The following is a 25,988-nucleotide window of genomic DNA, read 5'->3' on the forward strand; positions in this document are numbered from 1 at the left end:
TCTTATTAATTCAATTGTTCGATTGTATAGCCGCTAAATGATGACGTTCCGTATGAGCCAAAGCTAATTTTAGCTGTTTTTGGTCCTTCAATTGATCCTTTTTGTAAGACGAAACTATAGTCAACTGTGTCTTGGTTTGCTAAATCAAAACTTTTCACATCCAAGAGTCCTCCAAAAATAGTTAACTTTCCTTGTGCTTTTTTCAAAGTAACTTTGTACTTATGATTGATGGGTAATTCAACTGTATTGCCAACTCTTCCATCTGTAACCGTTAAGCGATTGCCTTTAAATTCGACTTTACTTGACCACATATCAACTAAATGATACTTCGCTAAATTTGGAGTAGATGTCTCAAAGTTGAAGTCCTCCACAATTGCCGCTGCTTTTGTTGCTTGATTGTTAACGAATAACCCTCCAACGCTTAAAATAGCCATAAAAAGTACACTTAGTAATAGATTTTTTTTCACTTATATCATCCTCTCTCCTTTTGATAATATAACTATATATTATATTTTAAAAAAATAAAAAGATTTATTTACAACTTGCAACGCAATCCATTTTTTTTAGAACTAATCTGACTTTTTTTACTACAAATTGGAATTTAAACCAAAAAAATAAGAAAAAATCAATTCATTGATTTTTTCTTATAAATGATCTTTAAAGTAATCGCTGTCTAGAAAAACAAAAATTTTATGATGATACTCGATTTTTTTTTCTTCTTTCAGCTTCTTCATAGTATGACCCACAGTCTCTCTCGTCGTACCGCTTAAACTGGCCAATTCTTTTAACGTAATCGGATAGGGAATCTCAATCAATTCTGGCGTAATTGGCTCTCCAAGTTTATCCATTAAAATCCCGATTGTTTGAATCACACGGTCCGTCGCACTAGATGTCACACAGTTTTGCAGGCGAACTTCGTGATTTAATAATAATTTAGACAATCTTGTACAAATATAAATCATTTGCTCTTTGTTTTGTAAAACAACTTTCTCAAATACTTGCATCGGAATGTAATACAAGTCGATATCGGTAACAGCATATGCAGAATAATGATACTCCTTATCGGTAAACATGCCACCATAGGGAAATAGCCGTTCTGTTTTAACATAGTCAAAATAGCTGAATGTAGCACTAGCGTCATATCTTTCTAAGCGAACCAATCCTTTTTTCAGAAAATAGATCCGCTCTCTTTGGTCGCCCTCATCAAACAAAATTTGTCCTTTTTTATAATGTCGCATATAGAGATTGCTTTGTAATTCTTCAAATTCTAAATCAGAAAAACCAGCAAATACTTCTGTGTTACGAAGTTCATGAACTTGATTGATATAATTCTCGATTTTCTCCACGATTCTCAACTCCCAAAGGTAAAAAATTTTTTGAACTTTTCACTGACTCTTAAGAAGGTATTTAAGAAAAATGGGAGAAACCAAACCGGTTCACGCATCTTCCCTAAAAATGTATAAACACATTAATCTGTCGAATCCTCCTCTGTAGCAATAAAGGAAAATCCGACAGAAATTCTTTGATTTAATAAGATTTAAAGAAGTGAACCAACCTTACAAACACATTATACATAATGAATGTATAAAAGAGAAATGATACCCTTTTTCTCTCATTTAACTTTCACTATTTTGCAACAACTATCGTTCCCGCGTCTCCTTCTAAAACAGCCCCAATATTTTCTAAAGAAGTAATAATAGCCTTCCCTTGAGGATAATTTTCAACAAAGCTGATGGCTGCTTCTACTTTTGGCAACATGCTACCTGGTGCAAATTGATTGTCCGCAATGTACTCTTTTAATTCTGTCACCGTTACTTCTTCTAATTTTTTTTGATCCGGTTGATTGTAGTTCACATAAACATTGTCAACACCTGTTAATATAATTAACAAATCTGCTTTAACCAGTTCAGCTAGTTTTTGAGAAGCAAAATCTTTATCAATAACCGCTTCTACTCCAACAAGTTCAGCCTCTTTTTCAATAACTGGAATACCTCCTCCACCTACTGAAATCGTTAAAACTCCACTTTCGACAAGATGATTGACAACACGATATTCTTTAATGCTGATTGGTTTTGGTGAAGCGACAACTTTACGCCAGCCTCGTCCTGCATCTTCTTTAAAAGTTGCACCGCTTGCTTGCATTTCAACTTTTGCTTCTTCTTCTGTTAAAAATGGACCAATCGGTTTTGTTGGGTTTGCAAAGGCAGGATCTTTTTCATCAACAATGACTTGAGTTACTAAGGCCACGACATCTTTATCAATATGTCGTTTTAGTAATGCACTATTTAACGCGTTTTGCATCCAATAACCAATACTTCCTTCTGTCATAGCTACACATGTATCTAGAGGCATTGCTGGATTTTTTTCACTATTCGCAGCAGCTTGTTGCAATAAGAGATTCCCAACTTGAGGACCATTTCCATGAGAGACAATTAAATCGTCTCCTTTTTCAATAAACTGTACTAAATATTCTGCTGTTTGGTGTAAGGCTTCTTGTTGCGCTTTAGCACTAGCATCTGTAGAAAGAATCGCATTTCCTCCAAGAGCTACTACAACTTTACGTTTTGTCATTCTAATTCATCCTCTCAGTATAAATTTTATAAGTTCGTTACATCGATGGCACCTGTTGCAATTTGGTAAATACAGAATAGGAAAAGGAGGACAATCACGCCTGCACAAATCCATTCTCCTTTTGTAAATATTTTTTCTTTGTTTTCTTTTTGGACCCATGCGTAGATAAAGATACCAGGAGCAAATAAAAGCATGGTAAGCAAGAAGAAGTCAATTCCACCCGCATATACTAACCAGACGCCATAAATACTTGCTAAAATCCCTATGGTAATATTTTGTGTTCTTCTTGGTGTCCCTATTTTTTCTTGAAGAGAATATTTCAATTGATAAAATCCAGTAAATACATAAGGAATCAAGATCGCAGAGGATGCTAATGAAAAAGCAAATTTATACGCTGCCGAGCTGATTAAAAATGTAAATAAGAAAATTTGGATGAGTACATTTGTGAAAATTAATGAATTGATCGGTGCGCCATTTTTATTTTCTTTTGCAAATAATTTAGGGAAGCTGCCTTGTTTTGCTGCTTGGAATGGCAACTCTGCTGCAAACATGGTCCATGCAAGCCATGCTCCTAGAACAGATACAATAACCCCTACATTGATTAACACAGCACCCCATTTACCTACCACACTTTCTAATAGATAAGCCATTGCTGGTTGTTTTAATTCTGCTAATTCAGGACGTGTCATAACGGCTAAAGATAAAACGGTTGTTAATAAATAGATTGCAATAACTGTGATTAAGCCTAGAATCGTTGCTTTCCCAATATCAGATTTCTTTTTCGCACGCCCAGAGAAAACCACTGCACCTTCGATCCCTGTAAATACCCAAACCGTCACAAGCATCGTTCCTCGAACTTGTCCCATCACACTGCCTAATTCAAAATGACCTGAGACTGTTCCCCAGAAATCTGTTGTGAAAACGTCTAATTTAAATGCAATAATCATTGTAACAAAGAAGATTGCAAGTGGAATCATTTTAGCAATTGTTACAACGGTATTAATAATTGAAGCTGTTTCGACACCTTTTAAAATCAAAGCATGAACCAACCACAACATAACGGATGCACCGATTACAGATGCTAAATTTTGACCATCGCCAAAAATAGAGAAAAAATACCCTACTGCGCTAAATAAAAGTGTTCCATACGCTACGTTTCCAAGCCAAGCTGCTAGCCAATAGCCCCATGCAGCATTAAAGCCCATGTATTTACCAAAACCTTCACGAGCGTAACTATAAATCCCTGCATCTAAATCAGGACGTTTAGCAGTTAAGTTTTGGAAAGAAAAAGCTAACATTGCCATTCCAAATCCAGCAACTAACCACCCAATAATAATGCCGCCTAACGATGCTTCTTTTGCCATGTCCGTCATTAAATTAAAGACGCCACCGCCAACGATTGAGCCGACAACGAGAGCGACTAAGGGAATAAGACCTAATTTTTTTTCTTGTGTTTGTTGCTCTTCCATCATATTTTCCTCCTTAAATAAATCCACTACACTACTTTTTTATACTTGAAAAGAAGAAAAGCACGAGGACTACAAAACATCCTCATGCTTTTTTCTTCAGTATTTTAAAACACTGATGATTAAACTCGAGGGATAAATAAATTTCCAAGAGTTGCTGCCATTATTGCTTTGATTGAATGCATACGGTTTTCAGCTTGTTCAAATTGACGACCATATTTGCTACGGAATACTTCATCTGTTATTTCCATTGCTGTAATGCCAAATTTTTCTTTAACATCTTGACCGTATTCTGTTTCTGCATCATGGAAAGCTGGTAAACAATGTAAAATAATTAAGTCTTCATTACCTGTTTTCTTCACCATATCCATATTGATTTGGTAAGGAGTTAATAATTCAATACGTTCTGCAAATTTATCCTCTTCGCCCATTGAAACCCAAACGTCTGTGTACAAGACATCTGCACCTTTAACTGTTTCAGCAACATCGTCAGAGATCACTAATTTTGCACCAGACTCTTTAGCAAAGCCTTCCGCCATATCGACGATTTTTTGGTCTGTGAAAAGTGATTTAGGTGTACAAATACGAACATTTACCCCAAGAATTGCCCCTGTTACTAATAAGCTATTCGCCATATTGTTACGTCCATCACCTACATAAACTAAATTCACACCTTCAAGACGGCCTAAATTTTCTTTTACTGTTAAGAAATCGGCAATCATTTGTGTTGGATGCCATTCATCTGTTAAACCATTCCAAACAGGAACACCTGAAAACTCTGCTAAGCCTTCGACAACTTTTTGACTAAAGCCACGGAATTCAATTCCATCAAACATGCTGCCTAATACTTTTGCGGTATCTTCAACAGATTCTTTTTTACCTAACTGAATATCATTTTTACCTAAATATTCAGGATGTGCTCCTAAGTCGATAGAAGCTGTTGTAAATGCTGAACGTGTACGAGTAGAGGTTTTTTCAAATAGCAACGCAATGTTTTTTCCTTCTAAATAGTGATGAGGAATGCCACGTTTTTTCAAATCTTTTAAATGTGCGGAAAAATCAACTAAATATTCTAATTCTGCACGGGTAAAATCTTTTTCTGCTAATAAACTACGTCCTTGAAATACTTGTTCTGTCATTTTATTTTCCTCCTAATAAATAGATACTAATTATTTTGGTAAATCTTCACGAACTAAAGGCATACTCATACAACGAGGACCCCCACGACCACGAACTAACTCGCTTCCTGGAATAACGTGTAGTTTAATTCCTGCTTCTTCTAGTTTTTTGTTCGTCACAGTATTACGATCATAAACGACTACTTCACCTGGAGCGATTGCTAAAGTGTTAGAGCCATCATTCCATTGTTCACGAGCTGCTGCAGTAATATTGCCACCACCACAACGAATCAAGGTTACTTTTTCTACATTCAAATTGTTTGCTAAAATTTCTTCTAAAGCACCTTTTTCAGCTGTAATAGTCAATTTCCCATTATCGCCTTCAGTAATAGAGTAGACGGTTAAGTCTCCTTCAATTTCTGGGTGGATGGAGAATTTATCATAATCGACCATTGTAAAAACAGTATCCAAATGCATAAATTTACGATTATTCGCAATTGAAAAGGCTAAGACTTTTTTAAAGCCTAATTTTTTAGCAAAGATATTTTTTGCTAATTTTTCAATTGAAGCAGCGTCGGTTCTTTGAGATATCCCAACAGCCATCACATCTTTTGAAAGAACTAATTCATCTCCGCCTTCAATACGAGTTGTTTCACTGCGGTCATACGTCATTGGTACATCTGCATCTTTAAATCTTGGATGATACATAAAAATGTATTTCCCATAAAGTGTTTCACGATTTCTAGTTACTGAGTACATATGATTTAATGAAACACCATTTCCCATAGTTGCAAATGGGTCCCGCGTAAAGTAAAGATTTGGCATTGGATCGATTGCAAATGGGTAATCTGAATCTACCATGTCTGATAAGTTTTTAGCGCCTAATTCAGGAAGTTCTGCTTTTTGAACACCTGCCATTGTTTTTTCAATTAATTCTTTGTTGTCTTTAATAGATAATAATAGTTGACGTAATTGTTCTTTTCTTCTTGATCCTTTAATAGAAGCTTCATTTAAATATTCATCAACAAATTGTTCCCGTAACTCTTGACTAGTTAAAGATTCTGCTGCTAAGTCTTCCAAGTAAACGACTTCAACATCGTTGTCTCTTAGGACTTGTGCAAAATTATCATGTTCGATTTGTGCTTGCTCTAGATAAGGGATATCATCGAACAATAATCTTTCTAAATAATCAGGTACTAAATTTTCTAATTCTTTTCCCGGTCTGTGAAGCATAACTGTCTTCAGTTTACCAATTTCAGAAAACACATGAATGGGGTGAGTCATTTCCATTACCTCCTAATAATTTATCCTTGCTACACCCTTAATATACCCCTTTATTTTCTAGTCTATTTGATGGTTTTGGCATACCAAATGAGAAGGATTTCTCATTTTATCAGGCAAATCTATATTTATTCTTTAAATCGTATACCAATTTGAAAACGATTACTTTATACTGTATATTTTAGATTTTATACATTTTTTATTAGAGAGTTTTTTCCACATTTTTTTTAAATTTATTAAAATCCCATTAAAAACTAAGTAATTCCAGCTTTTATTTAAGTAGAATCTATCTTATTGCTTCTTTTCTTTAAAATAAACGATAAAATTCTAATTAAATTTCTAGTTCTTTTATCGAAAATCCAGCACTAAAATCTTAACGTTCGGAATGTAAGGGTTTCATTCGTAAAAAAAGCTTTTTTTTTAAGAAAACCATTAAATAGTCTTGCATTTAGCCTTCAAAGCGAATATCATTAAACATGTAATTATTAAATATTCGTTTTTAGGAGGATTTTCTTCATGTCTAAATTCTTTCGTTTGGAAGAACACGGTACTACGATTCAAACAGAAATTATCGCTGGGTTAACAACTTTTTTAACAATGGCCTATATCATTGTGGTGAATCCAGTTATTTTAAGTTCGGCAGGTGTCCCATTTAATCAAGTCTTTATGGCAACTATCCTTTCCGCTATTGTCGGTACAGGTTGGATGGCCTTATGCGCAAATTATCCTATTGCAATTGCTCCAGGATTAGGAATGAATGCTTACTTTGTAACGGTTGTTGCTAGTGGGGTTGATTACCGTGTTGCTTTTTCATCAGTCTTCTTGGCTGGTATTATTTTCTTACTATTATCCTTTACTTCTTTAAGAGAAAAACTGATTATCGCTATTCCAGAAACGTTAAAATCAGCAATTACAGCTGGTATTGGGTTGTTTATTGCTTTTGTAGGTTTACGTTTATCTGGCGTGATTGTTGGAGATGAGAGTAATCTTGTTAAACTAGGTGATCTACAAAGTATCGGAGTTATCTTAACGTTAATTGGTATTTTACTAAGTGTTGTTTTAATGATTTTAAATGTAAAAGGTTCTTTATTTATCAGTATGATTGTGATTGCAATTATCAGTTTCTTCACTGGTCAAATTCATTTTGACGGATTTATGGCTTTACCAAATTTTGGTCATCAATTAATGATTACAGATCCAATCACACCATTTAAAAATGTCATTGCAAATGGGCTATATGGAGCGGTTTTATCTTTCTTATTGATTACCATTTTTGATACAACCGGTACTATGATTGGTGTTACAAAAAAAGCTGGTTTAATGAAAGACGGCAATTTAGAAAATGCGAAACAAGCCTTACTTGCGGATGCAATTGGTACAACTGTTGGTTCTATTTTTGGAACAAGCCCAACAAGTGCTTATATTGAATCAGGTACTGGAGTTGCTGCAGGTGGACGTACAGGTTTAACAGCTTTAACAGTTGCTGCTATGTTTGCTATCTCAAGTTTCTTCTTTCCTGTTGTTAGTGCGATTTCAAGTGTTTCTGCAATTACATCTCCAGCATTAGTGATTGTTGGTTCAATGATGATGGCAAGTGCTGCTGAAATTGACTGGGAAGATTTATCTGAAGCCTTTCCTGCATTTATTGTGATCTTAACAATGCCGTTAACAAACAGTATTGCAACTGGGTTGGCTTTAGGATTTATCACGTATCCAATTACGAAAGCAATTAAAGGGGAAGCTAAATCTGTTCATCCTTTAGTTTATGCCTTTGCTGTTTTATTCTTCATTCAACTGTTCTTTTTAGGAGGACATTAAAAACAAAAAACACGATGTCTCTTTTGAATAAAAGAGGCATCGTGTTTTTTAATGCTGAATAAAATAAGCGATTAGGCAGAAGAGATAGATATGTGCTGGATAAAAATAATAGAAAAAGTTTCTCATTCCTCTTCCCTTTTCACCATTGTATAGAATGATCGGAACAGCAGCTAAACACATCATCCATTGATAATTTTCTGTAAAAGGATTTCCAGTTCCCGCAAAAAAACTAATGCCCGCTATCACTACTAAAGAAATAAGTTGCCCACTTTTTTTACCATGAAATAGATAAAATAAAACGGCTAGTAAAATAAACAAAGGACCTCCTTCAGATAGAATCGGTAAAGGAACAAGGGTTGTCAAAATTTGAAACAGTACTAAACTAGAATTCGAATTAAGGCCATTCATTAATAATATCGCTCCAAAACTTAATAAAATTGGAACTAAACCTAAAATAAAACCACCTAGTACCTTAACAGGTTTTTTTAATTTCCAATTTTTTCGAATCCCTTCAATAATCCACATATAAAGAACTCCTAAAAATAAAGTTCCAAATATATTATTAATCAACACTTCATTCTCGTTCATAAAGAATCTATTTGCAATTATATTTCCAATTCCCATAAACCAAAAACCATATAATAACCGTAATAAATATTTTTTTCGATTACTTGTATAAATAAATCCTTCTGAACTTGTAAATAAAAAAATTGGGGCTACTAATCGACCCATCCAATGAAACCAAACAGGTGCTCCTAAAAATCCAAAAAACTGTCCTAAATGATCAAAAACCATTAATATAATTCCTAGTAATTTAAGCTGAAAGCTTGTGATCCCTTTTGCTACTTTCTCCATAATAATCCTCACCTCTCCTTTTATCTCTTTTCTACTATAAAGAAGATAAATTGAATTTTAGTGGGATTGACCTTACAAGTAGGCTATTTAGCTTACAATTTTGTAATAAAAAAGGTTATTGCATAAACAACTCTGCAATAACCTTTTCATTAATCCAATTTATCTATCTCACCATAATGATGTGTTAATTCCATATTTTGAAACTCTTGTTGGCGTAGCGCTTCATATATTAAAATAGCTGCTGTATTTGATAAATTCAGAGAGCGAACATGTTCGTCATTCATCGGAATACGCAAACAATCTTCTTCATGCTCACGCATAAATTCTTCTGGTAAGCCAGTTGTTTCTTTTCCAAAGATAAAATAATGATCTTCCTTTGTATCTTTAAGATCAACATCGCTATATACTTCATGACCAAATTTAGTAATTAAGTGCAACTTTCCTTTATTTGCTACCTCTAAAAAAGCAGCTAAATTTTTATGATACTGAATTGCAACATCATTCCAATAATCTAATCCAGCACGTTTTAAATGCTTATCATCTGTCGAAAATCCCAATGGTTCAATTAAGTGTAACGTTGTATTTGTTGCTGCGCAAGTTCTTGCAATATTTCCAGTATTAGCTGGTATTTGTGGTTCATATAATACAATATGGTTTGGCATAATAAAAAATCCTCCTAAAGTAAACAGTTAATCTGCTATTGTTAATCGTTCAATTGCTTTTTTTAATTCTAATTTTGCTTCTTCGTCAGTTTCCTTTTCAAAAGCATCTTTCATAAAAGTAATCAATTCCTCAGTTTTTATTCCAATTTCTCCAATTGCCCAAGCGGCAGTACCTCGAATAACAGGTCTTGGATCTTCTGCGACACATTTTAATAAGTCTGGAACGGCTGATTTATCACGATAATTTGCTAACGCAATAATCGCATTTCGTTGAATAGGTTTTTTCCCGCGCCATGAACCCGCCATCACACCAAAACGCTCTTTAAATTCTCGATTGCTGATGGTTAACAAAGGTTTTAATAACGGTGCTACGTCTTCTGGAACAGGTTCCATTTGCTCATGAAAATGAAAATTTTTGCCTTTATTATAAGGACAAACCATTTGACAAATATCGCACCCATAAATGACATGCCCCATTTTTTTACGATACTCTAACGGCATCATACCTTTAGTCTGTGTTTGATAGGATAGACAGCGTTTCGCATTCATTCGACCATCTCCAAGTAAAGCAGTTGTTGGACACCCTACAATACAGCGGGTACAGTCTCCACAACCATTAGGAACAGGTTTATCTACTGAAAAGGAGATATTCGTAATGATCTCGCCTAAATAAACGTAAGAACCAAATTCTTCTGTAATCAAAAGCCCATTTTTCCCAATAAATCCAAGACCGGCTCTTTGAGCAACTGCGACATCGATTAATTCTCCAGTATCCACCATCGGTTTAAAAGAAACGTCTGCAGCTTCTTCTTTAATGTATGCAATCAATTGATCCATTTTTTCTCTTAAGATGTCGTGATAGTCAGTTCCCCACGAAGCTCGCGCAAATTGACCACGTCGTTCCCCCTTCACCTTTTCTGGCGCTTCCGCCATTTTAGTTGGGTAGGCTAATGCAATTGAAATAATTGAACGTGGTTCTTCAAAAATCAATTCTGGATAAATTCGTTCTTTAATATTTGAATGTTCAAAGCCTGAATGGTGACCTTTTTCCTGTTGTTTTTCTAATTTTTCTTCCAATTCAGTAAAAGGATCGGCAGATGTAAAACCAATTTTGTCAATTCCAATCCGCTTGCTTTCAAGAATGATCTTTTCCTTTAAAGTAATTTCTAAAGCACACACTGAAATCAACTCCTTGTCCATATTCACCTGACTATTATAGCATCTTTTTTAATATTATGTAGGTTCGAACAAAAACAAAAAAAACGTATCGCTTCGGTGTCCAGCACTGCGAAACGATACGTTAGTGAAGCTCATTTTTATTCATTAACTTTTATCAAAATCTGATGGATCTCTGATAAAAACGAATGAATTTAAACAACTTAGGAATAATATAACACCACCATGGAACTGTTGCAACAAAAAAAGTCAGATTAGTACGGTTCTCATTCATTTTTGTCAAAAAAAGTTCACAATTCATTCACATTTAACTAATTTGCTTTTTTCCAACTAAAATACAGACATCTACGGTAATCATTTTTAGAGGATTTAATAACGCATACTTTGTCGCTTCCTCGCTTGCGCCCCAGCCTAATGGCGTCATCTCCATTAATGCTTGAAACTGCTCTTCATTCAGCGGGAACTCATAGCTACAACGATGTTGTTCCATTTCAGGGAAATGTTCTTGAAATTTTTCAATCACTAAATCATTTTGATACGTTTGTTTTTCTTTTTGATCTTGATAAAATAAATGACGAAGTTCAATTAAATAATTTTTTTCAGGTACTACTTTTATAACCGTTCCATTATCTTTTAAAATCCGTTTAAATTCTTGATAATTTGAAGGTGAAAAAATATTTAGAAGCGTATCATATTGATTAGTAGCAAACGGTGATTTTGCTAAATCTGCTACACACCAAAAAGCACTTGTAAAATGACTACTGGCTAATTGAATCGCATCCTTTGAAATATCAAATCCAATTTTAGTTCCTTTTAGCCCTTTTTCAGTTAAATAATCCAATTGTGAACCTTCTCCACAACCAACATCAATGGTCGTCCCTTGATAATTTGGCCCCATTAAATCAAAAATAACATCCAAAATTGGATTGAATAAACCATCTTGTGCAATTTTAAAGCGAGAAGTTAACATTTCTTTATCATATTCATTCTTTGCTTGATGTGCTAAAAAGAAAACAGTTCCTTTTTTTGATACATCGAAATGATGGTTTTGTTCACAACACAAACTATGCCCTTTTATTTCTATAAATTGAGCATGACAAACGGGACACTGAAATAATTGCATATAATCCGTTAAAAATTGAATTCCCTGATCGATTTTTTTCACTAGTAAGCCTTCTTTCTATTCTCGATACATAAATCCCCCTTTGAATGGTCTTCATGTACAACTTATCTTTGCTATCCGTCACTATCCATATATTTTCAATATTATGTAACACAAAATAGCTTCTTACGACGATTTATTATACCATAATTTTTACAATAAAAAGGAGCAAGTTACTCTAAATAAGGTATAATCATAAAAAAGAGCTTTTTTTACCGAAAGGAATGATTCCATGACATCCATTAGAGATATCGCAAGATTGTCTGGCTATTCTGTCAGTATGGTGTCTCGTGTTTTGAACCATCACCCTTATGTGAATGAGGAAAAACGAGCATCTATTCAAAAAATCATTGATGACTTAGATTATACTTCGAATCAAAATGCTGTCAATCTCAGTATTGGAAAAACAAAATTAATTGGTGTTATTTCCCCTTATACAAACCACGCTTGCTTTGATAAAATTATTAAAGGTGTTCTTTCAGAAGCTTTTAAATTAAATTATAATATTTTACTGCTTCCAACTAATTACGACCCTCAAAAAGAGAAAAAACATATGGAACTTTTAAAACAAAAACGAATTGATGGACTAATTATTACTTCAAGAGCCAATTCTTGGGAAACTATCAAAACATACACTACTTATGGCCCTGTTACTGTATGCGAAGAAACAAATCATCCTGAAGTATCCGCAGCATTTAGCAATCGAAAAGCTTCATATGAAGCCGTGTTTAGTTACTTAAAACAGCTTGGACATTCTAAAGTAGCCTTCACCTCTGTTCGAGAAAAATCAATCAGTAACAGTACCCAACAGTTAGTCAATGCCTACCAAACTATTTTTCAAATGTCAGCAGAGTCACATTACCTGATAAATTGTTACACCTATGAAGATGGTCTCAGAGTTGGTAAAATTTTACTTGAGCAAAAAGAACGTCCAACTGCAATTTATGCAAATGGAGATGAGGTAGCTGCAGGAATTTACTCAATTGCCGTGAAAAAAGGTTTAAAAATACCAGATGATTTGCTACTAGTCGGTGAAGAAGTTCTTCCAATCGGAAAAGCACTTCACTTTCCATCAATGAATCATCAATTAGAAGAACTTGGTAAAGTTGCATTGCAATTAGTATTAAATCCTACTATAAAAAAGCAACTCATTCCTCATTTTTTAAAATTGCCGGATGAAACATGATTAAAGTAGCTTTTATTTTACTTTTTTCGCAATTAGCGATACCATTAGATTGTAAGAAGTTTAACAAATAAGAGGAGGAATAAATAATGAACAGTCTTTACCCAAAAACTCAAACAAATTTAAATCAATTGGTAGCTGACATTAGCCAACTCACTTTAATCGTGCATCAAACACATTGGTATATGCGTGGAAAAACTTTTTTTACTATGCATCCTAAAATGGACGAATTGATGGCTGATTTAGACGATCAGTTAGATCAAATTGCAGAACGCTTAATTGCTATTGGTGGTGAACCCTTATCTACTTTTGGTGAGTTCTTAGAAACAACAAAATTAGAAGAAAAAAAAGGAAAATTCGGTATCCCAATGGAAAACTTAATTCAACATTTAGTTGAAGATTACCGTTATTTAAAAGATGTCTTCCAAGAGGGCATTGACATAAGTGGCAAAGAAGATGACTATTCCACTCAAGATATGCTTATTGGCATGAAAACGGATATTGAAAAAACAATCTGGATGTTACAAGCTTTTCTAGATAAGTCTCCTTTAGCAGAATAAACCAAAAAGCTACGATTTAAAATCGTAGCTTTTTTTTACTGTCCTTTAAATAAACTTAAAATTTCACTTCGCATTTTTTGATGATCCACAATAGGTTCAGGATAATCAGTTCCAACGATGCACCCTACTTGCTTTTGAATATCAAGGGGCATTTTTTGAGGTTCATGTAAATAGGCGATTGGCACATTCGCTAATTCTGGTACATAAAAACGAATAAAGGTTCCATCAGAATCAAATTTTTTTCCTTGTAAGGTAGGATTAAAAATTCTGAAATATGGAACAGCATCCGTTCCAGTTGACGCTGCCCACTGCCAACCACCAATATTGCTAGCTGAATCATAATCGACTAATTGCTGGCTAAAATAGGCTTCTCCCAAACGCCAATCGGTTAATAAATCTTTTGTTAAAAAGGAGGCGACAATCATTCGTAATCGATTGTGCATCCAACCAGTTTGATTTAATTGACGCATTCCAGCATCTACGATTGGAAAGCCAGTCTTTCTTTCTTTCCAAGCAATTAACATCCCTTGATTTTGATTCCAATGAAGACCGCGATACTGTTCTTTAATTTCCAGCGTTTGTTGCTCTGGATTTTCAGCATAAATCATATTATAAAAATCACGCCAACAAAGTTCTTTGAGGTAAGTATCTCTGCTATTTCCTCCCTCATCGCTTTCATTTAAACGATGATACACTTCACGAATGGACAGTTCACCCGTTCTTAGAAAACGGGATATCCGACTGGTACCTTTAATAGCTGGATAATCACGATCTACTTCATAAGACGCCACTTTTTTGTCAATAAAACGACTTAAATATCCTCTGGCACGCTGTAGTCCAACTTCGCCTTTCAATTCTGTGGGTATTTCTGCTAACAATTCAGACACATACTTTTGTTCCTCTTTAAATAACTGTCTAAAATCTGCTCCCTTTACACCAAAATCAGCAAATTCTTCTTTTTGAAAAAGAGGCTTTCTAAGTTTTTTCCAGCGATTGTAATACGGTGTAAATACTTTAAACGCTTCTCCATTATCTTTTTTGATCTCTGTTACTCCATGTAAATGGCTGTCTTGAAAATGATTTGCTTGAATTTTATAGCCCGAAAAAAAGGTCAGCATCGCTTCATCTCTTTTTTTTCCATATCCTCGTTCATCACGATTAAAATAGATTTTAGTCAATTCTGGAATTGCTTTTTTTAATGTTTCAAATGCTTTTTCAGGTTCCCCCACAATAAAGTGAATGGGCAATTCTGCTTTTTCTGCTTCTTGACTAAACTCTTCAACTGCTGCAAAAAAGGCTTGATGGTTAAGAGTTCCTTTTTTTAATTGAAGTGGGTTGATATTAAAAATACCCATAACGGATTCGTTGACATTTCGTTCTTTCATCAACGCAATCAACGCTGTATTATCTACCAAACGCAAATCTTTTCTAAACCACATTCCTGTAATTGTTCTGCTCATTCATTAACCTCCTTGATTGCTTGTCTTCTTCCATTATCAATAAAGTTGTTTCAGATATCAAGAAAAAACACTTTTTTAACCTAGTTTCGATAATTACATTGCGTAATTAAACTAATTATGTTAAATTGTATTTACATTCATTAAAGAAGGTGCCTATGTTGAAAAATACAAATGAAGAATTAGCCCTTTGGGGACAAACCATTGAAGAATTTCAATTACCTCGATGGAATTTATTACCTGATATCGAACTTTATATGGATCAAGTCTTAACCTTGATTGAGAAATACCTGTCACCGTTAATCGTGCAACCGAATCAAAAAATCATTACAGCTGCCATGATTAATAATTATGTGAAACTAGGGCTAATTCCAGCTCCTATCAAAAAGAAATACAATCGAAAACATCTCGCATTTTTAATTGCGATTACCATTTTAAAGCAAGTCTTTACTATTCAAGAAATTAAGGATGGTATTCTGTTTCAAGCATCTGTCAGTGGCATTAATGCCTCATTTAATCTCTTTTGTGATGAACAGGAACAAGCCTTAAAAGTCGTCGCTCGTCAAGCAACTGGTGAAAAGAGTATCGCGATTTTTGATCAACCTATTTCAGCAGATTTTATCGCCTTAAAAACAGCGACCCTTGCCTTTGCTAGTCAGTTATTAGCCAAAAAGGCAATCTCACTTGGAAAAAATCAATTACGAACACATCCTGAGGAGGAATTAGAATGAACCAAGAAAAAATTGCGTTATTAGTCGATTCATGTACCGATGTACCAGAAGAATTTATTGAAAAGTATGGAATGTTTGTGATTCCTTTAAATATTATTTACAAAGATCGGGTTTACACTGATAAAGTTGATATTACTGCGGAAGAGGTATACCAAAACTTGAAAAATGAAGTACCAACTACTTCGTTACCTGATGGTCAAGTGATTACAGATATCTTTGAATCAATCAAAAAAGACGGGTATCAAAAGGTAATCGTGGTAACTATTTCAAGTGGGCTAAGCGGAACAAATAATCTTGTGCGCTTAATTGCAGAAGATTTTACTGACTTAGATGTTTTTGTTTTAGACACTAAAAATATCGGCATCGGAAGTGGCATTCAGGCAGTTGAAGCTGCAAAACTAATAGAAGAAGGCCTCTCTTTTTCAGCTATCAAAGAACAATTAACGCTTAACGTCTCTAAAACAAAAGTCTTCTTTTCAGTTGCAACATTGGAATATTTAAAAAAAGGTGGTAGAATCGGGTTAGTTTCTTCTATTTTAGGAAATGCGCTTAACCTAAGACCCATTATTTCATGTAATGAACAAGGTGTTTACTACACTGTTTCAAAAGCAAGAGGACGTAAAAAGAGTTTAGAAAATGCGATTCAATTAGTTAAAGAATACATTGGCGATCACCAAAAATTCAGACTAGCTGTTGTTAATGGTGACGCAGTTCCTGAAGCAAGTATAATCAAAGCACACTTGCAACATCTTTTCCCAAATAGCCTTGCAATGTTTGAAGGACCTGTTAGTCCAGCTTTAGGGGTTCATACAGGACCTGGCTTAATTGGCATCTGCGTCCAGCTATTAGATTAAAAAAAAAAGCGATAGAATCTAAGATTCTATCGCTTTTTTTTATTTTTTTAGATACAGATCTGGCGACACATTATCAAACAAGAAAGAAGAATCTCCAAAGCTATTTACAATCAAACGATGCATGGCTCTAGAACAAATAGTGTACATCAAGGTGCGTTCCTCTTCCAACGAATAATTTTTAGCTGAGGCATTTGCAACAATCACAGTATCAAATTCAAGACCTTTAGCTAGATAGGAAGGAATAATCATGATTCCTTCTGCTAATTGTTGATTTTCAAAACTGATTAGATTTACGGAAAGGACATCTTTTAATTGGTTATAAAGATAGTCACACTCTTTTTTTGTTTTGCCAATAATTGCTGTTAGCTGTGAATCTGTTTCATATTTTTTTGCTTGCGTCAAAATATTATTTAACCAACTACGGTTTGAATGCGTTATAACTAATTCAGGTATCTCTCCCAATCGGTCGAAGGGCTCAATTAATGAATCGTCCATTAAAATACCTTTAGTAAAATTTGTGATTTCTTTCGTTGAACGGTATGTTTTCGTCAACTGGATGGCTTTGACTTTTGTTTCGTCAAACATTGGCTTGATTTCTTCCAGCAATGTATTTTTTGCCAGTTTATTTTTGAAAATAGCTTGGTTTAAATCTCCAAGCATGGTAAAGCGACCATTTGGAAACAAAGATTTTAAATAGGCGATTTGTAACACGGAGTAATCTTGAATTTCATCAATAAAGATGTATTTGATTTTTCTTAAAGACTCTTTACCGATAATCGCATCTCTTAAATACAAGTAAGGAACTACGTCTTCCATCAATAAAACACGTTGATTTAAATCTAGGATTACTCGTTTTTGCTCCGTTATCCATTGCTCATGTGTAATAGAATATTTTTCTAATGAGACTAATTTAGGAAGAACCTTTAAAAAATTTGCATACTGAGCCTTGTAGTGGAAAAAATTAAACTGGGCAATCATACGTCTTACTTTTTTTAATTGACGATTTACAATTTTAGTTCCAATAAACAACACTTCTTCTTGGTAATTTTTAAACTTCTGATGGGTGGGAATCATTCGTTGATATTCTTCTTCATTCAACAATTGAATTTGAGCTTCTACCCAGCTTCGTTTAGCTTCTACTTTAGCAATTTCATCTAATCGATCGTTTAATTTTTGAGTTGTATAAAGCAATCGTTGTGGCAATGTATAGTGTTCTGGAAAAGAATAAAACAATGTCTTAATTTTTTCCTTACTCATTAGTACCTTGTTACGAAAGACAATATCTTTAAAAATCATTCCTTGAGTTTCTAATAATTGAGCGTAGCGTTCTAATGCTTTAAAAAAAATAGGCTCTTCTTTAAACGCTATAATATTTTTACGCTTTTGGTTTTTTTCATTTTCAAATTGCTCGAATAAATCTTTAATTTCCATGTTTTTAATTCGTGAAGAGGCAAAATCTAAAAAGGTAGTTTGTTGAATATTCGCTTCACCTAATTCAGGTAACACATTGGAAATATAATGATTGAATAACTTATTAGGTGAAAAAATCATCATTTGGTTTGAATCAACTTCATTTCTAAATTGATACAATAGATAGGCAATTCGTTGTAAAATCGCAGAGGTTTTCCCACTTCCTGCTGCTCCTTGAACAAATAACAGATGACTTTTGGTGTCGCGAATAATTTTATTTTGTTCTTTTTGAATTGTTGATACAATGGATTTCATTTGAGCATTTGATTGATCTCCTAAGATATCTTGCAACATCTCATCGCCAATCGTTTCACTTGAATCAAACATCGTTTGAATTTGAGCTTTTTTAATTAGAAATTGTCGTTTTAAAGAAACATCTACTAACTGTTCACCAACAGGTGTTTGATAGGCTACTTCCCCTAAACTGCCGTCATAGTACACGCTCGAAATAGGCGCACGCCAATCGTATACCAAAAAATGATCCTCATCATCAATAAATGAAGAGGTTCCAATATAAATCGATTCTATTTCGCCCTCTTTTTCTTTTAAATCAATCCGAGCAAAATAAGGCGAATCTTTTAATTGCTGGAATGAGCTTAATTGTTTTTCGACATGTTTATAGTTTTGCTCTCGTTCTCGTAGCAATTGTTCTTGCTGTCTAATACTGATTTCAGTCTCAATCACATCGTCAGAACTACTTAAATTGACTGTTACGTCATTCCAAAAATTAGTTCGAATTTCTTTGGCTTCTTCTCTAACATGGTCAATTGAAACATCAAGTATAGCCTCACGTTTTTTGATTTCCTTGACGGTATAATCTACTCGATTTTGTTCATATTGTAATTCACTTTCATTGTTTCCCATAATAGACCTCCACAATTGAATAGTTGTCAGTATACCACTTGGTTATTGAATTTGCTAGTTATTTTAACCCAAAAGTACAAAGAAGAAAGATTTTTTAGTCACTAAAAAATCTTTCTTCTTATGTTTATATGATTTCATTTAACAGCTGATAAAGTTCTGGAAATTGACGTTGAATGGAAATGATTTTTCCAGCTTCATTTAAAAAACAATGGGAACTTTCTCCAGTAGCACGCACCACTTGATCTTGTGTTCCTACAACTTGATAAGAAAAAGTCAATTTTGCCTTCGAGCATTCTCGAACAACTACTTGAATCGCTATTTCTTCATTGAAACGAGTCATTGCCTTGTACTGACAGTTTACATTTAAAACGGGACTTCCTAACTTTTCACGTTCTAAAAAATCACTTCCATAGCCGATTTGCTCAAGTAAATCAAATCGTGCCTCTTCGAACCAGCGAATGTAATTTGAATGGTGGATAATACCCATTTGATCGGTTTCATAAAAAAATGTTTTTCTTGTATAGGGTTTTAATTTCATCGTTACCCCTCATTTCTGCCATTTGCTAAAATTTCATAAAGCTCTTCTAATTTTTTGATTTCATAAGTAGGATTACAGCCCGTTGTATTTGGCAAAGAATACGGATTAAACCAGCAAGTGTCAAGTCCTGCCAGTTCACCACCTTTAATGTCAGAGCTTAACGAATCCCCAATAATGATGCTTCTTTCAACAGAAAAATCAGGAATTCGCTTAAATACATAGTCAAAATACTCCGGCATCGGCTTTTGAAAACCAGTTGCCTCTGATACAAAGATATCTTTAAAGAAGGGATGCAAACCTGCATCTTTTAAGCGCTTATCTTGAGTCGTAGAGACACCATTTGTTACAATATATAACTCATAGTCATCTTTTAAATTTGTAATCAATTCAAATGCTCCAGCAACTAATTGATGCCCCTCTTCTAAAAATTTTCGATAATGCTTTTCCATTAATGGGCCATCTACCTCTTTCCCATAGTCTTTAAACAGCAATGAAAAACGACTATTTACAAGCTCATCACGACTCATTTCACCTGCTTCAAAAGAGCGCCACATGCCTTGATTCATCTGTTTATAATGTGCTTCAATTTCCTTTGTTAATTGAAAACCTTGTTCTTCAAAAAGTAAGCGCAACGCTAAATCCTCTGCTGCACCAAAATCAAGTAAGGTATCATCTACATCAAATAATAATGTTTGATAGGCTGTCATTTTCTTATCCCCCTAAAAATTTAGTTCCAATAGCCTTCATGAACGGCTGCTGCTGCTTTTTCGACTGCTGGAAAGGGTCCAAGAACCTGAATGTCCTTTTGTCCATGAGCTAAAATAGTACGACTTGGCAAATCAAAAGTTGGATTTTGTTCATCGTCACCTGTCAATTCCAATAAACGCTTTTCAGTCATGCCAAACACAATTCGACCAATATTGCCCCAATAAATCGTTCCCGTACACATCGCACAGGGCTCGGCTGTTGTATAAAGTGTGCAATCCCATAAAAATTCTTTAGAGTACTTCTGTGAAGCACGAGCTGCTAAAGTGGTTTCCGCATGACCCGTACAAATATTTTCTGTAATTTCAATATTCTCTTGTTCCAAAAGTATGGTACCCTCTTTATCAATTAATAACGCACCAAAGGGTGTATTGCCATGTTCCCTTGCCAATTTTGAAAGTTCAACGCAACGCATTAAGTACTCTTCATGTGTTTGAAATCCCATTTTATTCTTCCTCCTAAGTCAAAATCATTTCTTCTATTTTACCTTATTTACAAATCAAATACTTCTTTTTAACACTATTTTTTTAATAAAAGTATCAAAAAAAGCCAACTTCAAAAGTTGACTCTTTCTTTTTATTAGCCTAAATCTTGACCAGTCATTAAAATATAGCCTACTAAGAAAATATTTAACGCAATAATCAAAACCGTTGCAAACCAAGCAATCACTTTGACCCACATTGGATTAACAAAACTGCCCATTTTCTTTTTATCACTGGTAAACAATACTAAAGGTACGACTGCAAAAGGCAGTTGCAAGCTCAGGATTACTTGACTCCACAACAACAACTCACCCGTTCCTTTTGCTCCCATTAACCATGTCACAATAAAGACCGGCACAACAGCAATAAGACGAGTAATCACACGTCTTACCCAAGGCTCTACACGCATATGAATAAAGCCTTCCATCACGATTTGACCGCTCAATGTTCCTGTAATCGTTGAGTTTTGACCCGAAGCAAGCAACGCTATCGCAAATAAAGTGCTCGCAGCTGCGACGCCAAACGTTGGACTTAATAATTGATACGCATCTTGAATTTCATTAATCGTATTTGTTGTTCCATGAAAAGCTGCAGCTCCTAATATTAGAATCAACGAATTGATAATGAAGGCACCTGTTAAAGATAAAAAGGAATCAATTTTAGCAAATTTAACCGCTTCTTTTCTACCAACTAAGTTACGTTCATACTGTCTTGTTTGGATAATTGAAGAGTGGAGATACAAATTATGCGGCATAACAGTCGCACCTAAAATCCCTAGCGCAATAAATAACATTTTAGGATTGGTTACAATTTGTGTACTTGGAACATACCCTTTTAATAATTCTGCCATTTCAGGTTTTGACAAAATCACTTCAAATAAAAATACAACAAAGATTGTTATCATCAATACAACGACAATCGATTCAATAATACGAAATCCTTTTTTTTGTAGCAACAATAAAACCAGTACATCTAACGTCGTAATGGCGACACCTACAATTAATGGCAAACCAAATAATAAATTTAAGGCAATGGCTGAACCAATAACCTCCGCAATATCTGTTGCAATAATGGCTAACTCCGTTAAAATCCATAAAGGAATGGCTACTTTTTTTCCAACAGAATTTCGCGTTGCTTGTGCTAAATCCATATCGGTGGCAATCCCTAAACGAGCGGACATTTCTTGCAACAGCATGGCAATTAAATTAGAAATTAAAATTACACTCAAAAGAGTATAACCAAATTGCGCACCCCCAGCAATGGATGTCGCCCAATTTCCTGGATCAACATAGCCGACAGCAACAAGAGCTCCTGGGCCCATAAATGCAAATAACTTTCTGAAGAAACCTGCATTTTTAGGAATTTTAATCGTACTATTTACTTCTTCTAAACTAACATTATGTGATTTTCGAATCCAACCACTGGATTCATGTTTCTCTCCATTAGACATATTTAATCCTCCTGTCTCCTCATGTTTTCTTAATTCTAGTTTAGTATGAACCTATTTTATTTATTTGTCAATTTATTTTTTCGGTATACCTAAATTAATAAAAAAATAAAAAAACTGATCTCGTTAAAGACCAGCTTTTCCCTATTTAAATCAACGGTATACAATGGCGTAATAAATAACATACACCCAACCAAACACACCATGAATCATCGCCCATAAAATAGATTGCCACTTCACATAGGAGATGACAATAGCTAAGGCTGTTCCAAATGAAATGCCCGTCTTAACTGTCGCTCTAACACCATTCTTCATTTTCTAGTCACTTCCATTTCTTATTGAATCCAGCCTGCTAAAATACTAGTAATAAAAACCGACGTGATCGTTACTGTTGAAAAACCCGCAATGATCATTTTCGGTAAAATTTGAGCTTCAATTGCAAGTCTCTCTTCTTCCGTTTCCGCAATACTTTTCGCTGCCTCTTGACTCAAAATCATTGTTCCAGGAAAACCATAAAGTGACGTTAACCCTACCGCAATTGACATTAACAAACTATACCCTAACAACTTTCCTGTAATGATTGCAAATAAAATACTGCCACTTACCCCAACTAAGAAGGATAATGAAATCGGTACAATCAAGTCAATTAAATCCTGAGGTTCAATCGTTGCTAATGGACCAAAAATAATGATTAAAATGGCTAACATCATCAACCCATATGCATCAATTCCAGTTAAAATATTAGGCTTTAAAATTCCAAAGGCACGCAACGTAACTCCCAATAATAAGGCTACAATAAAGGTATTTAGTAACCCTCCAGTGAGATTGTTAACCAAAGTGGAAATCAAGACAATAACGCCTACTACAAACAATGTACCCGCAGTCGTTTGAAAAGCTTCAGGTAATTTGCTTTTTTGCTCGGTCTCCTTTGCTTCTACCTTTACCGTTTTTAAGGTTCCGGCCCGATACTCCCCTTGCAATCTTTTTGCTTCTTTTCTTAAAATAATGGATGTCAACGGAAACCCAATTAATCCTTGCAAAGCAGAAATTAAAACCGGTAAAACCGCTACAGACAACAAGCCTAATGCTAAAGCAGCTTCTTGAACAATAATAATTGAAATCGTTCCACCACTAACTGCACCGATTGCTGCAATTGCATAGTTGCGACTTTCAAACAAAGGGCCCACTAGTAACAAGGCAACTGCAATTCCAATAATTGCCGAAACACCAACTACCACTGTCTTCCATTGCTGTTTCAATTCTTCAATACTAATCATCGTTCCAATATGGACGATGATAAATCCGACTACCGTTGTTCCTAAAGCTAGTAAAGAAGAGTTTGGCAAAATATCTTTGGGTAGAAGATTAGATTTAAATCCAATCAGAAAAATAATAGATGCTACCAGTAAAGAAGAGAGCAACGACTTCGTTTTCTTTGAAACAAAATCACTAATGGTCCAAATAAGCATTACAATCGTAAAAGCCAACACTGCATTCATAACAAATCACTCCTTTTTTATTTATCCTAATGGCTGATATGTGAACTCTAACCCATGAACTTCTGAAACATTATAGGCAATTACAAAGGCTTTACTATCGACCTCATTAATCAACTTTAATAGTCCAGGATATTCTTGATTATCCATCACAATCATCAACATATTTTTTTCGGTTCCCGTATACCCACCAGATACTGAAAATACTGTAATTCCACGATTACTATTTGCTTGTAAAACCAATTTTATAGCTTCGATGTGGGTTTCACTCATAATCATAATCGCTTTTCTTCTCTTCAAACCAGTTTCAATGTAACTCATGACAATCGACGTAATTACAATTGATAAAATGGCATATAAGAATTCTTCCACACCAAACACAAAAATATTGAATAGTACGATAATAGCATCTGTAAACAGTAACCCCACCGAAGTATTTAAGCCAAAGTACTTTTTAAAAATCAAAGGAGGAATCGTTGTCCCACCACTTGACGCTCCAATTTTATAAAGTATGGCAACGCCAACTGCAAATAATGCGCTTCCAAATATAACAGAGAGCAAACGATCTTGCGTAACCATTACTTCCGGTACGACAGCTAAGGAAAGGGGCAACAACATACTCCCTATTACCGTACGGATAAAAACAGTATTTCCTAAAAAAAAGAAGGTTAAAATTAACATTACTACATTTAGTACTAAAACGACCAGTGCTCGATCAATACCGAATGCCTGCTCAGCTAAAATTCCAATTCCACTAACACCACCAGCAGCTATATGATGAGGTGCTAAAAACATATTAATGCTCACACCTAAAATCGCAATTGCTAGTGTAACAATAGGAATCTGCTTCATCGTATTTTTCATATTATTCGCCTCTTTCTTAAGGAAAGCTACTCTACTTCTTTCACTAATCGAACCGCTAATTCGACTGCTTTTTCTAATTCATCAATTGGCAAATACTCATCCAATGTATGAATTTTTTCATAACCGATAGATAAATTGGCAACTTCTTTGCCTTTACTATTAAAGACATTGGCATCACTTCCGCCACCACTAACATCATAATTGACTTGACAGCCTATTTTTTGAAGTGCTTTAGCAGCTAACTTGACTGTAGTATGTTCTGGTGTTAAGCGATAGCCTGTTGATTTTGTATCCTGAGTAATTGTAACCGAACCTCCCATTGCGGCTGCAGTATCTTCAAAGGCCGCCACCATCGCTTCCACTTGTGTAACACACGCCTCGTGAGAAATCGAACGCGCTTCAGCAGTAATTTTTACTTCATCCGCAACAATATTACTCGCAACACCCCCATTAATTGTCCCAATATTTGCAGTTGTTTCTTCATCTAAGCGACCTAATTTCATTTTAGCAATCGCAATACCTGCGATTTCAATAGCAGAAACACCTTTTTCAGGCTCTAATCCTGCATGGGCCGTTTTACCTTTAATTTCAACATCTAAGCCCATTAAGGTTGGACTGGCAACCGTAATACTTCCAACCGGTCCTCCGTTATCTAAGACAAACCCAATTTCTGACTCCAAAAGAGTGCAATCAAACGCATTTGCTCCAACAAGACCTATTTCTTCACCCGGAGATAAAATAAATTCTAGTCCACCATGAGGAATAGCTTCCTCTTTTATTCGTTGAATTAACTCCAACATTACTGCAATTCCCGCTTTATCATCTGCTGCTAAAATAGTTTCACCTTTTGAATAGAGGACATTGTCTTTAATGATAGGTTCAATGCCAACCCCTGGACTAACGGTATCCACATGACAAGAAAATAATAGCGACGTGCCATCATGCTTCGTTTTTGCTAATCGACAAAGTAAATTATTCGCTCCTAATCCAGTTTGTTCCTTTGTTTGATCTTCATAAACCTCTAAGCCTAAACGTTCAAATTTTCCTTTTAAAAAAGCTTGAAAAGGTCCTTCCTTTTTAGATTCTGAATCCATTTTTACCAATTCAATAAAGGTTTCCACTACACGCTTTTTCTCCATTTTACTTCCCCTCCACTCTAAATCCCTCT

25 protein-coding genes are annotated in these 25,988 nt (G+C 34.7%); 5 read left to right on the plus strand and 20 right to left on the minus strand.

Going from position 1 to position 25,988, the window contains the following annotated elements:
* Positions 1–5 precede the first annotated feature (5 nt).
* From BR52_RS06610 to arcA, 6 genes are all read right to left on the minus strand, one after another.
* Positions 6–467, minus strand: coding sequence for a hypothetical protein (locus BR52_RS06610; protein ID WP_034570607.1), 462 nt, complete (start codon positions 465–467; stop codon positions 6–8).
* A 177-nt stretch (positions 468–644) separates the two neighbouring features.
* Positions 645–1,346 (minus strand): Crp/Fnr family transcriptional regulator, encoded by a 702-nt coding sequence (locus tag BR52_RS06615; RefSeq protein ID WP_051915652.1) that lies wholly within the window; start codon positions 1,344–1,346, stop codon positions 645–647.
* Between the two features lie 280 nt (positions 1,347–1,626).
* Positions 1,627–2,571, minus strand: a complete 945-nt coding sequence (gene arcC / locus BR52_RS06620) for a carbamate kinase (RefSeq protein ID WP_034570609.1) — start codon at positions 2,569–2,571, stop codon at positions 1,627–1,629.
* Between the two features lie 26 nt (positions 2,572–2,597).
* Positions 2,598–4,040: an arginine-ornithine antiporter gene (arcD, locus tag BR52_RS06625; RefSeq protein ID WP_034570611.1), complete on the minus strand. Its 1,443-nt coding sequence runs from the start codon at positions 4,038–4,040 to the stop codon at positions 2,598–2,600.
* 119 nt (positions 4,041–4,159) lie between these two features.
* Positions 4,160–5,176 (minus strand): ornithine carbamoyltransferase, encoded by a 1,017-nt coding sequence (argF, locus tag BR52_RS06630; RefSeq protein ID WP_034570615.1) that lies wholly within the window; start codon positions 5,174–5,176, stop codon positions 4,160–4,162.
* 30 nt (positions 5,177–5,206) lie between these two features.
* Positions 5,207–6,445 carry an arginine deiminase gene (gene arcA / locus BR52_RS06635; RefSeq protein WP_034570618.1) on the minus strand — a complete coding sequence of 413 codons (1,239 nt, stop codon included), beginning with the start codon at positions 6,443–6,445 and terminating at the stop codon, positions 5,207–5,209.
* A gap of 507 nt (positions 6,446–6,952) precedes the next feature.
* Here arcA and BR52_RS06640 point away from each other — a divergent pair.
* Positions 6,953–8,254 carry an NCS2 family permease gene (locus tag BR52_RS06640; protein ID WP_034570620.1) on the plus strand — a complete coding sequence of 434 codons (1,302 nt, stop codon included), beginning with the start codon at positions 6,953–6,955 and terminating at the stop codon, positions 8,252–8,254.
* Positions 8,255–8,302: 48 nt separating this feature from the next.
* Here BR52_RS06640 and BR52_RS06645 read toward each other — a convergent pair whose 3' ends face one another.
* From BR52_RS06645 to BR52_RS06660, 4 genes are all read right to left on the minus strand, one after another.
* Complete coding sequence (locus tag BR52_RS06645) at positions 8,303–9,109, minus strand: TraX family protein (protein WP_034570622.1); 807 nt, start codon at positions 9,107–9,109, stop codon at positions 8,303–8,305.
* A 149-nt stretch (positions 9,110–9,258) separates the two neighbouring features.
* On the minus strand, positions 9,259–9,771 hold the full coding sequence (gene trmL / locus BR52_RS06650; protein ID WP_034570624.1) for a tRNA (uridine(34)/cytosine(34)/5-carboxymethylaminomethyluridine(34)-2'-O)-methyltransferase TrmL: 513 nt from the start codon (positions 9,769–9,771) through the stop codon (positions 9,259–9,261).
* Between the two features lie 27 nt (positions 9,772–9,798).
* A complete protein-coding gene (queG, locus tag BR52_RS06655) occupies positions 9,799–10,950 on the minus strand; it encodes a tRNA epoxyqueuosine(34) reductase QueG (protein WP_236707194.1) in 1,152 nt (383 codons plus the stop codon).
* 304 nt (positions 10,951–11,254) lie between these two features.
* The gene (locus BR52_RS06660) at positions 11,255–12,112 is read right to left on the minus strand and encodes a methyltransferase domain-containing protein (protein WP_034570627.1); all 858 of its coding nucleotides are present in this window, start codon (positions 12,110–12,112) and stop codon (positions 11,255–11,257) included.
* A gap of 229 nt (positions 12,113–12,341) precedes the next feature.
* Between BR52_RS06660 and BR52_RS06665 the strand changes: the two genes are divergently transcribed.
* Both BR52_RS06665 and BR52_RS06670 read left to right on the plus strand, forming a co-directional pair.
* Positions 12,342–13,295, plus strand: coding sequence for a LacI family DNA-binding transcriptional regulator (locus BR52_RS06665; RefSeq protein ID WP_034570630.1), 954 nt, complete (start codon positions 12,342–12,344; stop codon positions 13,293–13,295).
* Between the two features lie 86 nt (positions 13,296–13,381).
* Positions 13,382–13,852 (plus strand): Dps family protein, encoded by a 471-nt coding sequence (locus tag BR52_RS06670; protein ID WP_034570632.1) that lies wholly within the window; start codon positions 13,382–13,384, stop codon positions 13,850–13,852.
* A gap of 35 nt (positions 13,853–13,887) precedes the next feature.
* Here the strand turns inward: BR52_RS06670 and BR52_RS06675 are convergent, their stop codons facing one another.
* A complete protein-coding gene (locus tag BR52_RS06675; protein WP_034570634.1) occupies positions 13,888–15,312 on the minus strand; it encodes a cryptochrome/photolyase family protein in 1,425 nt (474 codons plus the stop codon).
* A gap of 155 nt (positions 15,313–15,467) precedes the next feature.
* On the opposite strand from BR52_RS06675, the gene BR52_RS06680 reads away from it, so the two are divergent.
* Both BR52_RS06680 and BR52_RS06685 read left to right on the plus strand, forming a co-directional pair.
* On the plus strand, positions 15,468–16,040 hold the full coding sequence (locus tag BR52_RS06680) for a DUF1836 domain-containing protein (RefSeq protein ID WP_034570637.1): 573 nt from the start codon (positions 15,468–15,470) through the stop codon (positions 16,038–16,040).
* Positions 16,037–16,894, plus strand: a complete 858-nt coding sequence (locus BR52_RS06685; RefSeq protein WP_034570640.1) for a DegV family protein — start codon at positions 16,037–16,039, stop codon at positions 16,892–16,894. Before BR52_RS06680 ends, BR52_RS06685 begins: the two co-directional genes overlap by 4 nt.
* Positions 16,895–16,933: 39 nt before the next feature.
* On the opposite strand, the gene helD is transcribed toward BR52_RS06685, so the two are convergent.
* The 9 genes from helD to BR52_RS06725 all read right to left on the minus strand — a co-directional run bounded on the left by helD (position 16,934) and on the right by BR52_RS06725 (position 25,959).
* Positions 16,934–19,228 carry an RNA polymerase recycling motor HelD gene (gene helD / locus BR52_RS06690; RefSeq protein ID WP_034570642.1) on the minus strand — a complete coding sequence of 765 codons (2,295 nt, stop codon included), beginning with the start codon at positions 19,226–19,228 and terminating at the stop codon, positions 16,934–16,936.
* A gap of 124 nt (positions 19,229–19,352) precedes the next feature.
* Positions 19,353–19,766, minus strand: coding sequence for an acyl-CoA thioesterase (locus tag BR52_RS06695; RefSeq protein ID WP_034570645.1), 414 nt, complete (start codon positions 19,764–19,766; stop codon positions 19,353–19,355).
* Between the two features lie 2 nt (positions 19,767–19,768).
* Positions 19,769–20,473 carry a YjjG family noncanonical pyrimidine nucleotidase gene (locus tag BR52_RS06700; RefSeq protein ID WP_034570648.1) on the minus strand — a complete coding sequence of 235 codons (705 nt, stop codon included), beginning with the start codon at positions 20,471–20,473 and terminating at the stop codon, positions 19,769–19,771.
* Between the two features lie 20 nt (positions 20,474–20,493).
* Positions 20,494–20,976, minus strand: a complete 483-nt coding sequence (locus BR52_RS06705) for a nucleoside deaminase (RefSeq protein ID WP_034570650.1) — start codon at positions 20,974–20,976, stop codon at positions 20,494–20,496.
* 134 nt (positions 20,977–21,110) lie between these two features.
* Positions 21,111–22,463, minus strand: a complete 1,353-nt coding sequence (locus tag BR52_RS06710; protein WP_034570653.1) for an Nramp family divalent metal transporter — start codon at positions 22,461–22,463, stop codon at positions 21,111–21,113.
* 150 nt (positions 22,464–22,613) lie between these two features.
* Positions 22,614–22,775 (minus strand): hypothetical protein, encoded by a 162-nt coding sequence (locus tag BR52_RS12925; protein ID WP_162919148.1) that lies wholly within the window; start codon positions 22,773–22,775, stop codon positions 22,614–22,616.
* Positions 22,776–22,795: 20 nt separating this feature from the next.
* The gene (locus tag BR52_RS06715; RefSeq protein ID WP_034570657.1) at positions 22,796–23,959 is read right to left on the minus strand and encodes a hypothetical protein; all 1,164 of its coding nucleotides are present in this window, start codon (positions 23,957–23,959) and stop codon (positions 22,796–22,798) included.
* A gap of 21 nt (positions 23,960–23,980) precedes the next feature.
* Positions 23,981–24,820 carry a YitT family protein gene (locus tag BR52_RS06720; protein ID WP_034570660.1) on the minus strand — a complete coding sequence of 280 codons (840 nt, stop codon included), beginning with the start codon at positions 24,818–24,820 and terminating at the stop codon, positions 23,981–23,983.
* A 26-nt stretch (positions 24,821–24,846) separates the two neighbouring features.
* Positions 24,847–25,959: a M20/M25/M40 family metallo-hydrolase gene (locus BR52_RS06725; protein WP_034570663.1), complete on the minus strand. Its 1,113-nt coding sequence runs from the start codon at positions 25,957–25,959 to the stop codon at positions 24,847–24,849.
* Positions 25,960–25,988: the final 29 nt, after the last annotated feature.

This window comes from Carnobacterium divergens DSM 20623, assembly GCF_000744255.1.
GTDB lineage: Bacteria > Bacillota > Bacilli > Lactobacillales > Carnobacteriaceae > Carnobacterium > Carnobacterium divergens.

Bases quoted from the DNA above. Each gene is read 5' to 3' on its own strand.
- arcA (WP_034570618.1), bottom strand. From the start codon at position 6,445: ATGGAAATGACTCACCCCATTCATGTGTTTTCTGAAATTGGTAAACTG.
- BR52_RS06675 (WP_034570634.1), bottom strand. From the start codon at position 15,312: ATGAGCAGAACAATTACAGGAATGTGGTTTAGAAAAGATTTGCGTTTG.
- arcD (WP_034570611.1), bottom strand. From the start codon at position 4,040: ATGGAAGAGCAACAAACACAAGAAAAAAAATTAGGTCTTATTCCCTTA.
- BR52_RS06725 (WP_034570663.1), bottom strand. From the start codon at position 25,959: ATGGAGAAAAAGCGTGTAGTGGAAACCTTTATTGAATTGGTAAAAATG.
- trmL (WP_034570624.1), bottom strand. From the start codon at position 9,771: ATGCCAAACCATATTGTATTATATGAACCACAAATACCAGCTAATACT.
- BR52_RS06645 (WP_034570622.1), bottom strand. From the start codon at position 9,109: ATGGAGAAAGTAGCAAAAGGGATCACAAGCTTTCAGCTTAAATTACTA.
- BR52_RS06710 (WP_034570653.1), bottom strand. From the start codon at position 22,463: ATGTCTAATGGAGAGAAACATGAATCCAGTGGTTGGATTCGAAAATCA.
- BR52_RS06685 (WP_034570640.1), top strand. From the start codon at position 16,037: ATGAACCAAGAAAAAATTGCGTTATTAGTCGATTCATGTACCGATGTA.
- BR52_RS06640 (WP_034570620.1), top strand. From the start codon at position 6,953: ATGTCTAAATTCTTTCGTTTGGAAGAACACGGTACTACGATTCAAACA.
- BR52_RS06720 (WP_034570660.1), bottom strand. From the start codon at position 24,820: ATGAAAAATACGATGAAGCAGATTCCTATTGTTACACTAGCAATTGCG.
- BR52_RS06680 (WP_034570637.1), top strand. From the start codon at position 15,468: ATGTTGAAAAATACAAATGAAGAATTAGCCCTTTGGGGACAAACCATT.
- BR52_RS06665 (WP_034570630.1), top strand. From the start codon at position 12,342: ATGACATCCATTAGAGATATCGCAAGATTGTCTGGCTATTCTGTCAGT.
- BR52_RS06700 (WP_034570648.1), bottom strand. From the start codon at position 20,473: ATGACAGCCTATCAAACATTATTATTTGATGTAGATGATACCTTACTT.
- BR52_RS06695 (WP_034570645.1), bottom strand. From the start codon at position 19,766: ATGAAATTAAAACCCTATACAAGAAAAACATTTTTTTATGAAACCGAT.
- BR52_RS12925 (WP_162919148.1), bottom strand. From the start codon at position 22,775: ATGAAGAATGGTGTTAGAGCGACAGTTAAGACGGGCATTTCATTTGGA.
- BR52_RS06705 (WP_034570650.1), bottom strand. From the start codon at position 20,976: ATGGGATTTCAAACACATGAAGAGTACTTAATGCGTTGCGTTGAACTT.
- BR52_RS06670 (WP_034570632.1), top strand. From the start codon at position 13,382: ATGAACAGTCTTTACCCAAAAACTCAAACAAATTTAAATCAATTGGTA.
- arcC (WP_034570609.1), bottom strand. From the start codon at position 2,571: ATGACAAAACGTAAAGTTGTAGTAGCTCTTGGAGGAAATGCGATTCTT.
- helD (WP_034570642.1), bottom strand. From the start codon at position 19,228: ATGGGAAACAATGAAAGTGAATTACAATATGAACAAAATCGAGTAGAT.
- argF (WP_034570615.1), bottom strand. From the start codon at position 5,176: ATGACAGAACAAGTATTTCAAGGACGTAGTTTATTAGCAGAAAAAGAT.
- BR52_RS06715 (WP_034570657.1), bottom strand. From the start codon at position 23,959: ATGAATGCAGTGTTGGCTTTTACGATTGTAATGCTTATTTGGACCATT.